Source organism: Parafrankia elaeagni (genome assembly GCF_000374165.1).
Lineage (GTDB): Bacteria > Actinomycetota > Actinomycetes > Frankiales > Frankiaceae > Parafrankia > Parafrankia elaeagni.
Map to the genome: position 1 here is coordinate 1 of NZ_KB893731.1, position 14,143 is coordinate 14,143.

10 protein-coding genes are annotated in these 14,143 nt (G+C 73.9%); 7 read left to right on the forward strand and 3 right to left on the reverse strand.

Features of this window, described 5'->3' with window-relative positions; genetic code table 11:
• The 3 genes from B207_RS0118455 to B207_RS0118465 all read right to left on the reverse strand — a co-directional run.
• Positions 1 to 672, reverse strand: a 672-nt coding sequence (locus B207_RS0118455) for a FadR/GntR family transcriptional regulator (RefSeq protein ID WP_018638062.1), incomplete at its 3' end; no start/stop codon positions are given.
• Between the two features lie 693 nt (positions 673 to 1,365).
• Positions 1,366 to 1,905 carry a carboxymuconolactone decarboxylase family protein gene (locus B207_RS0118460; RefSeq protein ID WP_018638063.1) on the reverse strand — a complete coding sequence of 180 codons (540 nt, stop codon included), beginning with the start codon at positions 1,903 to 1,905 and terminating at the stop codon, positions 1,366 to 1,368.
• Positions 1,905 to 2,468 (reverse strand): peroxiredoxin, encoded by a 564-nt coding sequence (locus tag B207_RS0118465; protein WP_018638064.1) that lies wholly within the window; start codon positions 2,466 to 2,468, stop codon positions 1,905 to 1,907. Before B207_RS0118465 ends, B207_RS0118460 begins: the two co-directional genes overlap by 1 nt.
• 109 nt (positions 2,469 to 2,577) lie before the next feature.
• On the opposite strand from B207_RS0118465, the gene B207_RS0118470 reads away from it, so the two are divergent.
• From B207_RS0118470 to B207_RS0118505, 7 genes are all read left to right on the forward strand, one after another.
• On the forward strand, positions 2,578 to 3,615 hold the full coding sequence (locus B207_RS0118470) for a LysR substrate-binding domain-containing protein (protein ID WP_018638065.1): 1,038 nt from the start codon (positions 2,578 to 2,580) through the stop codon (positions 3,613 to 3,615).
• Between the two features lie 730 nt (positions 3,616 to 4,345).
• On the forward strand, positions 4,346 to 7,018 hold the full coding sequence (locus B207_RS0118475; RefSeq protein WP_018638066.1) for a carboxylate--amine ligase/circularly permuted type 2 ATP-grasp protein: 2,673 nt from the start codon (positions 4,346 to 4,348) through the stop codon (positions 7,016 to 7,018).
• Positions 7,019 to 7,261: 243 nt separating this feature from the next.
• Entirely contained in the window at positions 7,262 to 9,043 is a 1,782-nt protein-coding gene (locus B207_RS0118485; RefSeq protein ID WP_018638067.1) for an N-acetylglutaminylglutamine amidotransferase, read from the forward strand.
• Entirely contained in the window at positions 9,044 to 11,224 is a 2,181-nt protein-coding gene (locus tag B207_RS0118490; protein WP_018638068.1) for a S9 family peptidase, read from the forward strand.
• Positions 11,225 to 11,310: 86 nt separating this feature from the next.
• On the forward strand, positions 11,311 to 11,736 hold the full coding sequence (locus B207_RS0118495; protein WP_018638069.1) for a GNAT family N-acetyltransferase: 426 nt from the start codon (positions 11,311 to 11,313) through the stop codon (positions 11,734 to 11,736).
• A gap of 224 nt (positions 11,737 to 11,960) precedes the next feature.
• On the forward strand, positions 11,961 to 13,289 hold the full coding sequence (locus B207_RS0118500) for a sensor histidine kinase (RefSeq protein WP_230205096.1): 1,329 nt from the start codon (positions 11,961 to 11,963) through the stop codon (positions 13,287 to 13,289).
• Positions 13,286 to 14,080: a DUF4097 family beta strand repeat-containing protein gene (locus tag B207_RS0118505; protein WP_018638071.1), complete on the forward strand. Its 795-nt coding sequence runs from the start codon at positions 13,286 to 13,288 to the stop codon at positions 14,078 to 14,080. The genes B207_RS0118500 and B207_RS0118505 overlap by 4 nt, the downstream gene beginning before the upstream one ends.
• Positions 14,081 to 14,143: the final 63 nt, after the last annotated feature.

Genomic DNA, 14,143 nt, shown 5'->3' on the forward strand with positions numbered 1-14,143 from the left:
GGGGGGTGGGGTGTGGGTGTCGAGGATGTGGCGGAGCATGCCGGCGATCATGGTGAGGGTCTGGTTGCCGGCGTGTTCGAGGAGCTGGTGGTGGAAGTGGTTGGGGTCGGGGTGGGTGAGGGCGGTGTGCAGGGCGGTGAGGGTGGTGTCGGTGTGGTGGGTGGCGAGGAGGCGGACGGCGGCGGGTTCGAGCAGGGTGTGGGCGGTGTGGACGTCGGCGACGGTGGTGTGGCGGTGTTCGAGGACGAGGCCGGCGTAGCGGGCGGCGACCTGGCCGTCGGGGGTGTGGACGCGGGCTCCGCCGTGGGCGCCGCGGCGGACGGAGATGAGGGCTTCGGATTCGAGGACGCGGAAGGCTTCGCGCAGGGTGGGGCGGGAGACGCCGAACTGTTCCATGAGGACGGCTTCGGGGGGCAGGGCGTCGCCTTCGACGAGTTCACCGCGGACGATCTGGCGGCGGAGCTGGGCTGCGACGAGTTCCGCGGTCTTCGGCACCCGGACCTGCTGGCCGACCTTGTTCTCGGACAGCGGGTTGACGCGTGGTGGACCCGCGGCGCCGACGCCCGGTCCGTCGGCGGGTGTGCCGCCCACGGGCTCGCCGCCGCGCCGGGGCACGCGCAACGCGTGTCCCCCGCGCACCGCGCTGATGTTGGCCGGATTCAGTAACGCCATGACGGTGCTCCCCCAGTTCCTCGAGCCGCCGCCGCGGTCGGCCTGCGGTGACCGGTGCGTCGGCGGTGTTGATGTGCACGCCCGGCATTGGCCGGCAGCCAGGTCGGGCGACCAGGCGGATCGGCGGTCGCCCGCCGGGCCTCGTCACGTCGCCCGGCGGGCGAAACCTCACCTCGACTACCTGGCGTGCTTGTGAAGATGCATTCTGGCACCAGATGGTCGGCTTGGTTGGCCTGCGAGGAATCAGACCACGCTGTAAACCAGAACTGGCTAGTCGTAATACGGCGTCATGGTTACTCAAAGTGGCGGCATCGAGTCGGTGGTCCGCGGTTCCGGCCGTGCCGCCCGCTGCCCGGCGCGGCCGGCGATCCGCGTGCTGAGCGGACTCGTCGATGGTGAGGCGGCTGCGGGGGGCGCCGCTCGGCACCCGGCCGGGCCGGGTGGTGCCGCCCCGTGCGATCACGCAGGGTCGCTCCCGCGGCCGGGTGACTGCCGTCACGCGTCCGGCGCGTCGCGGTCACGCGTCCGGCGCGTCGCGCGATGCCGAGTGCCGCCGCCGGACGCGTGACCGCGACGCGCCGGACGCCGGCCGCCAGGCACCCGGGACACGGCAGGGCCCGGCACCGTGGCAGCCACTGCCACGGTGCCGGGCCCTGGAGGACGAGTGCCGGAGCTCTGGCTCCGGCCGGACGCTCAGGCCGTCGCCGGAACCTGTTCGTGCGCCTCGATGGTCACCGCCGCCGCGTGTACGACGGAGGCGACGCGGATCGCGTCCTGGATGACCTCCCGGGACACCCCGCGCTCGCGCAGCTCGTGCTCGTGCGCGGTCAGGCACATCCCGCACCCGTTGACCGCCGAGACCGCCAGCGACCACAGCTCGAAGTCGATCTTGTCGACTCCCGGGTTGGCGATGGCGTTCATCCGCAGCCCGGCGCGCAGCCTGGAGTACTCCTTGTCCTCCAGCAGGTGCAGGGTCCGGTAGTACACGTTGTTCATCGCCATGAGGGCCGCGGCGGTCCGGGCCGCCGTGGCTGCCTCGGGGGTGAGGTGCTCCAGCGCCTCGGCCTCCAGCTCGGCACGCACGGTGGCGCCCCGGCTGGCGATCGCGGCGGCGAGCACCGTGCCCCACAGTTGCTGGGCGTTCAGCTGTGACTGCGAGGTCACCGAGCCGAGGTTGAGCCGGATGTCCTTGGCGTAGTCGGGAAGCTGCTCCCGCACCCGGGCGACTCCCATTACGCCGCGACCTCCACCGGAGCGGCCGCGCCGCTGCCGAGGGTGGCCTCGCCCTTCTGCCAGTTGCACGGGCACAGCTCGTCGGTCTGCAGGGCGTCGAGCACCCGCAGCACCTCGGCCGGGTTCCGTCCGACGCTGCCGGCGGTGACCATGACGAACTGGATGACGCCGTCCGGGTCGATGATGAAGGTGGCGCGCTGCGCCACGCCGTCGTCGCCGAGGACGCCGGCGGCCTGCGTCAGCTCGCGCTTGATGTCCGCCAGCATCGGGAAGGGCAGGTCCCGCAGGTCCTCGTGGTTCTGCCGCCACGCGAGGTGGACGTACTCGCTGTCCGTGGAGACGCCCAGGACCTGGGCGTCACGGTCGGCGAACTCGCTGTTGAGCCGGCCGAACGCGGCGATCTCGGTGGGACACACGAAGGTGAAGTCCTTCGGCCAGAAGAACACGACCCGCCACTGCCCGGGACGGCTGCTGGACGTCTCCTGGACGAAGGCGGTGTCGGGGTTGGTGGTGACGACACCGGTCAGGTCGTAGGCGGGGAAGACGTCGCCGACGGTCAGCATCCGGAGTTTCTCCTCTCAGAACGCCCCGCGGTGGGGCGCGGCTCCACTCTTACGACAGCAGACTCAGAAGTGAAATCGAAAAATTCGGGCAGTCTGATAGCTTGAGGCTATGGCTCAACCTCAGCCCACCCTCGCGCAGCTGCGGGCGCTGGTGGGTGTCGCGGATCACCGGCACTTCGGTCGGGCCGCGGCCTCGCTGCACGTCAGCCAGCCCACCCTCTCCAGCGCCGTGGCGGCGCTGGAGCGCACCCTGGGCATCCAGCTTGTCGAGCGGACCACTCGCAGTGTGCTGTTGACTTCGGTAGGCGAGGAGATCGTGCGCCGTGCCCGCGGCGTGCTCGGCGCGCTGGACGACATCACCCAGCTCGCGGTGAGCGCGCGGGAGCCGCTGACCGGCGACATCCGCCTCGGTGTGATCCCGACGGTGGCTCCTTATCTCCTGCCCCGGCTGCTGCCGTCGCTGCGGGCCCGGCGCCCGCGGGCGCGGCTGCGGCTGCGTGAGGCGCAGACCCACGCGCTGCTGGAGGAGCTCCGCGGCGGTGCGCTTGACCTCGCGCTCCTCGCCCTGCCGAACGACGAGCCGGGCGTGGCCGAGCTGCCGCTCTACGACGAGGACTTCGTCCTGGTCACGCCCTCCGACCACCCGTTGGCCGGCGGCAGCGGGCTGCCGGTGGGTGCGCTCGGCGGCCAGGAGCTGCTGCTGCTCGAGGACGGGCACTGTTTCCGCGCGCAGGCGCTGGACGTCTGTCGCGAGGCCGGCGCCCGGGAGCGCAGCGCGCTGCGCGGCGCCAGCCTCTCCACGATCGTGCAGATGGTCGCCGGCGGCCTGGGTCTGACACTGGTGCCGGCCGCGGCGGTGGGTGTCGAGGTGGGGGAGGGGCGCGGCCTGGCGACGGCCACCTTCCGCGACCCGCCCCCGCGGCGACGCATCGGCCTCGCCTTTCGGGCGACGTCCGCGAGAGTGGCCGACTGGGACCTGCTCGCCGCGGAGATCCGTGCCGCCCTCCCGGTGACGGAGCTGCGGGTGACTCCCGTCGGGGATCTGCCCGCGGCCGCTGTCCGTCGTGACCTGTCCGCGGTCGGCTCCGGCGGACAGTCCGGCTCCGGCGGACAGTCCGGCGGCGGCGAGCCGCCGGACGAGGCATAGCCGGCAGGCGGCGCCGCGGCCGGGGGCGAGGGGCGGCGTGGCGCGTCGGAGAGTGGTGGCGGCCGACGGAATCCGTCAGGTCGTCGCTGCCTTCCTGCGGATTCTTTCCCGGCTTCTGCCCTCCGCCATCCGTCCTGGTCGTTTTCCGGAATCAGATGGATGCCGAAAACGGCGCCGGAGGTGCTTCCGGATCGTGTTCGGATGCTGCCGCGGCGCACTCCGGTCGGTGCGCCGGGGCGAGTCCGGTCGATCGTGCTGTGGGATTTCTCGTCGGAGTTCGTGCCCCGGACCGTGGCGCTGGCTCTTGTTCCGCAGTCGGCCGGTCGCCCCGCCCCGGGCCGCAGGCCGGGCGTGGGAGCAGTCGATCCACAGCTGTTCCGGGCGATTCGTCACGGTTTAAACACCTTCTCGGTGGGTAATAGAGCCCTGCTGGCGGAGGCGGCGCTTCGTCGTGGCCGGCACGCAGGCGTCGTCCGCTCACGCCCTGACGGGCAGCAGCGGGACCGTCCGCGGATCCGGCCCACATGGAAACCGCCATGTGTGGCCGGCCGCGCCTGATCAGTTCGGAGCCGATGTGAACAGGCGAGACCGCGGCACGGCCGCGGCGTCGAGGATTTCCGGCAAGTGCCCGACAACACCTGACATCCCGCGCATGATTGTGCGGACGAGGGCGAGCGGTGACACGCCCAGGACATATCCCCGTAACCCGTCGGCCCTAGTGTAGGTATTCATGAGCGACGCGCGGATTGCGGCGGTCGGTGTAGAAGAAGAGTTTCACATCCTCGATCTGCGGACCCGGCGGCTCGCGCCTCGGGCCGAGGAGATACTGCGCGGGCTTCCCGACGACCAGTTCTCCCCGGAGCTCCTGCGGTCCGTGGTCGAGACCAACAGCCGGCCCTGGACGGATCTTTCCGACCTGCGGGCCGACCTGGTGGACCTGCGACGGCGGCTCGCCGCCGTCGCGGAGCCCCTCGGGCTGGGCCCGGTGGGCGCCGGTACCGTCCCGCTCATCGCCGAGGACCCGCACGACGTCTCGCGGGACCCGCGGTACATCCAGATGGCCCAGGAGTACCAGCTCCTCGCGCATGAGCAGCTGATCTGCGGCGCCCAGGTGCATGTGGACGTCGCCGACCGGGATCTGGCGATGGCGGTCACGTCCTGGGTGGCCCCGTGGCTGCCGATGCTGCTCGCGCTCTCGGCGAGCTCCCCGTACTGGAACGGGGCCGACAGCGGCTACGCCAGCATGCGCACCCTGGTCTGGCAGCGCTGGCCGACCGCCGGCGTGGCCGGCCCGTTCAGCACCGCGGCCGAGTACGACCAGCTGGTGGCGGACCTGGTCAAGTCGGGCGTGATCAGCGACCCGGGGATGGTGTACTTCGACGTGCGCCCCTCGGCGCACCTGCCCACCGTCGAGCTGCGGATCTGCGACGCCTGCCCGGACGTCGACACCGTGATCCTGATCGCCGGGCTGTTCCGCGGGCTGGTGTGCCACGCGATCAACGCCATCCACGCGGGCACCCCGCCCCCGCCGCCCCGGGCGGAGCTGCTGCGCGCCGCCACCTGGCGGGCCGCCCGCTCCGGTATCGAGGGCGACCTGGTCGACACCTCGGGCACCGGCAGCGTGCCGGCGGAGGAGCTGCTGCACCGGCTGCTCGCCGAGGTCCGCCCGGACCTGGAGCGCGTCGGCGACTGGGAGCTCGTCCGCCACCTCGCCGAGGCCGCCGTCGGGCGTGGCAGCGCGGCCTCCCGGCAGCGCCGGGCGTTCGCCCGCCGCGGCCGGCTGACCGACGTCGCCGACCTGCTGCTCGCCGAGACCCGCGAGTCGCCGCCACCGTCGACGGACCCGCCGGGCGTCCCGTCCGCGGCCCGCCCGGTGTCGGCGCGGCCGCTGTTCCGGGGCTACCGCCCCACCGGCTTCGACGAGGTCGTCGAGGTCGTCGAGGCCGGCGCGCAGAGCGACGGCGAGCGCGGCGGCGGCGGCGACGGCGAGCGCGGCGGCGACGCGCAGTGCGGGGGAGAGGCACAGGTGCGGGTCGCCTACCGCGGTGTCGCGCGCACCCTGGAGCGCCTCGGGCCGGCCGTGCTGGCGGAGCGTCGCGAGGCCATGGAGGCCGAGCAGATCGACCGTGGCGTGGTCTTCCGGGTGGCCGGCGAGTCACAGCAGCGCCCGTTCCCGTTCGACCTGGTGCCGCGGATCGTCACGGCCGGCGACTGGGCGCGGCTGCAGGCCGGGCTCACCCAGCGGGTCCGCGCGCTGGAGGCGTTCCTGCGCGACACCTACTCCGAGCGGGCCGCGGTCGCCGACGGGGTCATCCCGCCCTGGGTGGTCAACGACTCGCCCGGCCTGCGCCACGCCGGCCGCCTGCTGTCGCGGGAAGGCTCCCCGCTGTCCGGTGGCGTCCGGGTGACCGTGGCGGGCATCGACCTCGTCCGCGGCGGTGACGGCGGCTGGCTCGTCCTGGAGGACAACCTGCGGGTGCCGTCGGGGATCGCCTACGCGATCGAGAGCCGGCAGCTGACCCGCGCGGCGCTGCCCGAACTCAACCCGCCGGGCGCCATCCTCGGGGTGGACGCGGTGCCGTCCCTGCTGCACGAGGCGTTGGTCGCCGCGGCCCCGCCGGCGGTGCGCGGCGAGCCCTCGGTGGCGGTCCTCAGCGTCGGCCCGCAGGACTCGGCCTACTACGAGCACACGTTCCTCGCCGAGGAGATGGGCGTCCCGCTGCTCACCCCGGCGGACGTCCTGGTCGACGGGGACGTCCTGTACGCGGTCACCGGCGGCGGGCGGCGGCGCCTCGACGTCCTGTACCGGCGGGTCGACGAGGACGAGCTGATGGGCCTGGCCGGGGCCGACGGGGCCCCGCTGGGGCCCGGTCTGCTGCGCGCTGTCCGGGCCGGGTCGCTCGCGCTCGCCAACGCGCTCGGTAACGGGGTCGCCGACGACAAGGTGGTGTACGCCTACGTCGCCCGGATGATCACCTACTACCTCGGTGAGCAGCCGCTGCTCGACGACGTCCCGACCTACGTGTGCGGGGACGAGGAGCAGTGCGCCCACGTCATCGACAACCTCGACCGGCTCGTCGTCAAGCCGGTCGACGGCTACGGCGGCGCGGGGGTCCTCATCGGACCCGCTGCCACGCCGGAGGAGCTGGCGCGGGCCCGGGAGCAGATCACCGCCGACCCGCGGGGCTGGATCGGCCAGGAGGTCGTCGACCTCTCCACCCACCCGACCTGGGTGGACGGTGAGTTCCTGCCGTGTGCGGTCGACCTGCGGGCGTTCGTCTACGCGGGCCGCGAGACCGTGGTGGCGCCGGCCGCGCTCAGCCGGATGGCGCCGCCCGGCAGCCTGATCGTCAACTCGTCGCGCGGCGGCGGGTGCAAGGACACCTGGCTGCTCCGCTCCTGATCACCGTGACGCCGGCAGTGCTGTCGTGCACTGCAACACCGGCGTCATCGAGGTGAAACCTCGGCCGTCGAAGGTAGGTGCGCGGTAGGTCGCGGTCACCGGCTGCATACGTCCGTTACGTCCGACGTGTCCGGTTTCCGGGTCCTACCGTGACCTTCGCCGTTTCTGGTGGCCCGAACGGGTGGCCTGCGCCGAGGAGGAGCAGAACGACCGTCTGACCGACCGATCGACGGGAGCTGGAACATGTGCGGGCTGAGCGGTGAACTCAGGTTCGACGGCCGGGGGGCGGATGTCGCCGCGGTGGAGCGGATGACCGCCGCGATGGTCGCCCGCGGACCGGACGGCGTCGGGACCTGGTCGTCCGGCCCGGTCGCGTTCGGGCACCGGCGGCTGCGGATCATCGATCTGTCGGAGCGGGGCGCCCAGCCCATGGTCGACACCGCGCTCGGGCTCACCGTGGTGTTCAACGGCTGCATCTACAACTACCAGGAGCTGCGGGACCAGCTCACCGACGCCGGCTACAGCTTCTTCTCGACCTCCGACACGGAGGTCATCGGCAAGGCGTACCACCACTGGGGCGCCCGCTGTGTCGACCACTTCGCCGGCATGTTCGCCTTCGCCGTGTACGAGCGCGACACCGGCCGCCTCGTCCTCGCCCGCGACCGCCTCGGCATCAAGCCGCTCTACGTGACCCGGGACGCGCGCCGGCTGCGGTTCGCCTCCAGCCTGCCGGCGCTGCTCGCCGGCGGCGAGGTGTCCTCCGACATCGACCTGGTCGCCTTTCACCACTACCTGTCGTTCCACGCGGTCGTGCCGCCGCCGCACACCATCCTCGCCGGGGTGCGCAAGCTGCCGCAGGCGACCATCCGGGTGATCGAGGCCGACGGCACCACCCGCGACGAGGTCTACTGGCGGCCGGAGTTCACCCGCCGGCCCGAGCACGCCGACTGGACCGCGCAGGACTGGCAGGAGGCGATCGGCGAGCGGCTGCGCACCGCCGTGCGGCGCCGCATGGTCGCGGACGTCCCGGTCGGGGTGCTGCTCTCCGGCGGGCTCGACTCCAGCCTCATCGTCGCCCTGCTCGCGGAGGCCGGGCAGCGCGACCTGGCGACGTTCAGCGTCGGGTTCGAGGCCGCCGGCGGCGAGTCCGGCGACGAGTTCCACTACTCGGACATCATCGCCCGCCGCTTCGGGACCGACCACCACCAGATCCGCGTGCCCGGCGCGGGCCTGCTGCCCGCGATCGACGCGGCGGTCGCCGCGATGAGCGAGCCGATGGTCAGCCACGACTGCGTCGCGTTCTACCTGCTCTCCCAGGAGGTCGCCCGGCACGTCAAGGTCGTGCAGTCCGGGCAGGGGGCGGACGAGGTCTTCGCCGGGTACGCCTGGTACCCGCCGCTCGCCAGCGTTCCGCGGGCCGAGGCCGTCGACGCCTACCTGCGGGTGTTCGCCGACCGCCCGCACAGCGACCTGCCCGGGATGGTCGAGGCGCACCACCTCATCGAGGCCGACGCCAGCCGCCACTTCGTCGCGGAGCGGTTCGCCGAGCCCGGTGCCGCCACCACCCTCGACGCCGCCCTGCGCCTCGACTCCACCGTCATGCTCGTCGACGACCCGGTGAAGCGGGTCGACAACATGACCATGGCGGCCGGCCTGGAGGCCCGCACCCCGTTCCTCGACCACGAGCTGGTCGAGCTGGCCGCGGCCTGCCCGCCCGAGTTCAAGCTCGCCTCGGGGGGCAAGGGCGTCCTCAAGGATCTCAGCCGTCCGCTGATGCCGGTGGACGTCATCGACCGTCCGAAGGGATACTTCCCGGTCCCGGCCATCCGTCATCTCGACGGGCCCTTCCTGCGCCGGGTCGCGGACGCGCTGACCGACCCGGCGGCGCGGGCCCGCGGGCTGTTCCGGAAGGACTGGGTCGACTCGATGCTCGCCGAGCCGAACTCGAACCGCACGACGTTGGGAGCGAACGCGCTCTGGCAGGCAGCCCTGCTGGAGATGTGGTTGCAGACACAGGGGGTGTAAATGCTCCGTCCGGCCGACCCGGTCTCCACCGGTATTCCGTTGCAGGCCACCGCACCGGGGCCGGAGAGCCTCGCGGTGGACGTACCGTTTCCGGACCTGCCGTTCCCGCGGAGCGGGGCCGGCACGCGCGACCTGGTCGACGAGTGGGCGGCGCCGCCCAGCGTGCGCTGCCCCTCACCCGGGCCGGGCGGCACCCTCGCGTTCGTCGGTGACCGCACCGGGCCGCCGGCGCTGTGGATCCGCGGAGCCGACGGCGGCGAGCGGGTGGTCGACACCGGCCCCGGCCAGGTGCGGTCGGTGATGTGGTCGCCGGACGGTGCCTGGATCGCGGTCGTGGTGGCGCCCGGCGGTGGGGAGCGCACCGAGGTCCGGGTGCTCCGGCCGGACGGCACCGGGCTGCGTACGCTGGCCGGCGCCGGCGCCGCGGGGTCCGGCGGGCCGAACCCGACCGACCCGGTCGCGGCCACGGCCGTCCGCTGGCTCGCGGGCGGTACGGCGCTCCTGGTCACCGAGGCGGGCCGGAGCGGCCTGACCCACGCGCTCGCCGTCGAGCTGTCCGGGCGCCGCCGTCATCTCGCCGCCGGTCTTGCCCTGCAGGTCTGCGCCGTGCACGAGGCGGCCGGCCGGTGGCGCCTGCTGCTGCGCGAGGGCCCCCGCGGGGCCCGCCGAGCCCTGGTGACGCAGATCGACGTCCAGCCGGCCGATGTGCCGCCGGTGGACGTCCAGCCGGTGGACGTCCTGCCGGCCGACGCGGTGGCGGCCGGGTCCGCGGTGCCCGGCGGCACGGTGACGGCGCTCGCCGGCACCTTCCTCGCGGACGGCTCCCGGGTGCTGATCGCCTGCGATCTCGGCCGGGAGCGGCCCGGGCTGCTGGAGGTTCCGCTCGACGCGGACGCCACCCCCGGCCCCGCCCGCCTGCTGGCCGGGCGCGACGACGCCGATCTGGAACGACTCGTCCTGGTCGACCCGGCCACCGCCGTGCTGAGCTGGAACGCCGGCGGCCGCAGCGAGCTGGCGCTGTGCGATCTCGCCACGGGCGCCTCCCGGCCGTTGCCGCCGCCGCCGGGGGAGGTGGTCACCGGCCTGCTGAGCGTGGCCGACGGCGCGACCCTGATGCTGGCCCTCGCCGGCCTGACGGCCCTCGGCGAGGTGTGGACCTTCGACCTGGCCGGCGCCCGGGCCGACGGCGAGCCGGCGTACCGATGCCTGGTCTCCCACACCCCCACCGCCTACCCGACCGTGGACCTGGCGGCCGTGGACCTGGCGGCCGTGGACCTGGCGGCCGTGGACCTGGCGACCGTGGACCTCGCGGTCGTCGGCGCCGCTGCCGACCGCGCCCCCGCGGGGCCGCCGGCGCAGCCGGTGGGCTACCGGCTCGTCCGTCCGGTCGGCCTGCGGTTCCACGCCCACGACGGGCTGGAGCTGAGCGGCTGGTGGTACCGCCCGCCGGCCGGCCCCGGCCCGCTGCCGACGCTCGTGTACTTCCACGGCGGCCCGGAGGCCCAGGAGCGCCCCGTCCTGAACCCGCTGTTCCACGCGCTGCTCGCGCAGGGCATCGCGGTGTTCGCTCCGAACGTGCGCGGCTCGACCGGGTTCGGCCGGTCGTTCGAGGAGGCGGACCACGGCGAGCACCGGTTCGCCGGCATCACCGACGCCGCCAGCGCCGTCCGTCACCTGGTCGACGAGGGCCTGGCCGCGCCGGGCCGCATCGGCGTGGCCGGCCGTTCCTACGGCGGGTACCTGACGCTGGCAGCGCTCGTCACCTTTCCCGACCTGTTCGCGGTCGGGGTGGACGTCTGCGGGATGGTCGACCTGGAGACCTTCTACCAGCACACCGAGCCGTGGATCGGGGCGCCGGCGGTCGTCAAGTACGGCGACCCGGTGGCGGACCGGGAGCTGCTGCGGGCCCTGTCGCCGCTGCACCGGATGGACGCGCTCGCCGCCCCGCTCATGGTCGTGCACGGGGCCAACGACACCAACGTCCCGCTGTTCGAGGCCGAGCAGACCGTCGCGGCCGCGCGGGCCCGCGGGGTGCCGTGCGAGTACCTGCTGTTCGAGGGGGAGGGCCACGAGGTCGCGGAGCGGGCGAACCGGCTGGCCTTCGTCCGCGGGGTGGCCGGGTTCGTCTCCGCGCACCTGACCGGAGCCGGGGCGGCGGAAAGCCTCGGTGAGGCCGTCTGACGGCCCGAGTCGGGCGGGAGGGACGCCGTCCACGCAGGAGGGGTGCCGTCCACACATCGCGCGATGGAGCTGTAACGTAGCGTAATGTGAAGATAGAGGAGCTGGAGGCCGAACGTACCTGGCTCGCGTTCGACCCCATGCGACAGCTGCGGCCACACCTGACCTCGGCCGGATTCGTGCGGCTGGTGAACGAGGTACAGCGGCCGCAGGGGTACCGCCTGATCGGCTCGTGGGACGCGGAGTCGGGCCGGGTGGTGGCGGCCATCGGCTTCCGCGAGAACAGCTCGCTCGCCTACGGCCGCTACCTGCTCGTGGACGACCTGACCACCATGCCGAACATGCGCGGCCGGGGGCACGCCACCCGACTGCTGGCCTGGCTCGAACGCGAGGCCCGGCGCCTGGGCTGCGCCCAGATCCACCTCGACTCCGGCACCCATCTGCACGACGCCCACCGGCTCCTGCTGCGCAGCGGCTTCACGATCCCGGCCTTCCACTTCTCCCGCCGTCTCTGATCCGCCGCCGCTGCTCCTCTCCCGCTGCCGTCGATCCGCCCGGCCGTCGATCCGCGGGGCGCCGAGGTATGGCTAGCCCCAGGGCAAACCGACCAGCCAGCTCGGTCGTGGCGCCCGGTCCGGGTGATTTACCGTCGCGTCAACGGCCGGTCATGGGCCGTACGACACGCCGGCCGGGTGCGGGATGCCCGACCGGCGGCGGACGGGGCGGGAGGTGAGGCGGGGTGCGGATCCCTGGAGTGGTTCGGCGCCTGGCCCGATCGGCCTACGGGCCGCAGACGTGGAGGGCGACGATCTTCGTCGCCCAGTCCGCGGTGGTCGCGACGGTGGCGTTCCTCGTGGTGCTGGTCAGCCTGGTCGTCGGAGTGCCGTTGCTCTTCGTGGCCCTGTTCGGGCTGCCGCTGCTGTGGTTCTGCCTGGTGGCCGCCCGGACCAGCGCCGTCGTCGACGCCTGGCGGTTCACGGCGGTGCTGGGCTGGCGGCTGTGGCTGCGGCCGCGGGCGGGATCGGTGCCCCCCGGGACGCCCCCGGACCTCGTGCCCGGCCGGCTCGGCCGGGCCGTGCTGCGGCTGACCAGCCCGGCGGCCTGGCTGGAGGTGCTGTACGCCTTGGTGGTGCTGCCGCTGTTCGGGTGGCTCGGGGCCTGGCTGGTGTTCGTGGTCTGGGGCGCCGGTCTGTCGTTCACGCTGTTCCCGCTGTACGGGCACGGGCTGGCCGACTCCGGCCGCTTCCTCGGCCTGGACCTGGGCTACCCGGGGTCGCTGCTGCTCCACCTGGGGATCGGGATCGCCGCTCTGCTCGCGGCGCCGTGGGTCGCCCGAGGGGTGGCCGTGGCCCACTTCGCGGTCGCGCGGCTGGTGCTGTCCCCGTCGGTCGAGCCCGACCTGCAGGCCCGGGTGGACGACCTGGAGGCGAGCCGCGCCGGCATGGTCGCCGCGGCCACCGCCGAACGCCGGCGCATCGAACGTGACCTGCACGACGGTGCGCAGGCCCGCCTGGTCTCGGTCGCGATGACCCTGGGCCGGGCCCAGGAGCGGTTCACCGACGATCCGGAGAGCGCCCGCGGCCTGGTCGCCGAGGCGCACACCGAGGCCAAGCGGGCGCTGGTCGAGCTGCGTGACCTGGCCCGCGGGATCCATCCGTCGGTGCTCACCGACCGCGGCCTCGACGCGGCGCTGTCCGGTCTCGCCGCCCGCTCCCCGGTGCCGGTCACGCTCGACATCGAGATCGGCCGGCGGCTGGACATCGCCACCGAGTCCGTCGCGTACTTCTTCGTCGCCGAGGCGCTGACCAACGTCGCGCACCACGCGCAGGCCACCCAGGTCCGGGTCGGGGTGCGCCCTGCCGGCGACCGACTGGCGGTGGAGGTCGCCGACGACGGCCGCGGCGGCGCCCGCGAGGACGCCGGGACGGGCATCGCCGGCCTGCGGGACCGCGCCCGCGCCGTCGACGGCGACATCGTCCTCGTCAGCCCGCCTGGCGGCGGGACCACGCTGCGGATGGAGCTGCCGTGGGCGATGACCGGGGGGACGACCGGAGGGAAGAAGCGATGAGGGCCGGGTACGGACGGGGCCGGATCGCCGCGCTCGCCGCCGGAGCGGTGCTCGCCGCCGCCGCGACGGCGCTGGCCGGCCTGCAGCTCGTCGACTGGACGTCCGGCACCGTGCAGCGGATCGAGCGGCGCAGCTTCGCCGCCGACATCGAGCGGATCAGTGTGCGGACCGGATCCGGGGAGATCCGGATCGCCGGAGCCCCCGGCGGTGCGGTCACCGTCGAGGGCAGGCTGTCCGGCTCCGTCGCGGTGCCGCGGCTGTCGGCGGTGGTCCGCGACGGCGTCCTGTTCGTCGACACCACCTGCGGCTTCGCGCTCTGGTCCTGCCAGGGGTCGCTCGACCTGCGGGTGCCGCCGAACATCCCGGTGTCGGCGCGGACCGGTTCCGGCGCCATCACGGCGACGGACCTGCCTGCCGCCGCGACGCTGCACACCGGCTCGGGCTCGGTGCGGGTGGACGGCGCCGGCGCGACCCTGGCCCTGTCGACCGGTTCCGGTGATCTTCGCGCCCGGCGCGTCACCGCCGGGCAGGTCAGGGCTTCCACCGGGTCCGGCAACGTGCGGGTCGAGCTGGACCGGGTCCCCGAGGAGGTCGCGGTCCGGACCGGGTCGGGGAACGCGGAGATCGTGCTCCCGCCAGGCGGCACGCCGTATGCGACCGACATCCACACCGGGTCGGGGGACTCCCGGATCAGCGTGCCGACCGACCCGGCGGCAGCGCGTCACCTGCGCGTCTCCACGGGCAGCGGCGACGTGGTCGTCAGCCACCCCGAGCCGGCCGGCGTCGGCTGACCCGTGGCGCGGTGGTGGCCCGGGAGGGAGCCGGCCCACCACCGCGTCAGGCACCCGGGCGCC

Coding starts and splice junctions, on each gene's coding strand:
- B207_RS0118460 (WP_018638063.1), bottom strand. CDS start 1,905: ATGGGAGTCGCCCGGGTGCGGGAGCAGCTTCCCGACTACGCCAAGGAC.
- B207_RS0118465 (WP_018638064.1), bottom strand. CDS start 2,468: ATGCTGACCGTCGGCGACGTCTTCCCCGCCTACGACCTGACCGGTGTC.
- B207_RS0118470 (WP_018638065.1), top strand. CDS start 2,578: ATGGCTCAACCTCAGCCCACCCTCGCGCAGCTGCGGGCGCTGGTGGGT.
- B207_RS0118475 (WP_018638066.1), top strand. CDS start 4,346: ATGAGCGACGCGCGGATTGCGGCGGTCGGTGTAGAAGAAGAGTTTCAC.
- B207_RS0118485 (WP_018638067.1), top strand. CDS start 7,262: ATGTGCGGGCTGAGCGGTGAACTCAGGTTCGACGGCCGGGGGGCGGAT.
- B207_RS0118490 (WP_018638068.1), top strand. CDS start 9,044: ATGCTCCGTCCGGCCGACCCGGTCTCCACCGGTATTCCGTTGCAGGCC.
- B207_RS0118505 (WP_018638071.1), top strand. CDS start 13,286: ATGAGGGCCGGGTACGGACGGGGCCGGATCGCCGCGCTCGCCGCCGGA.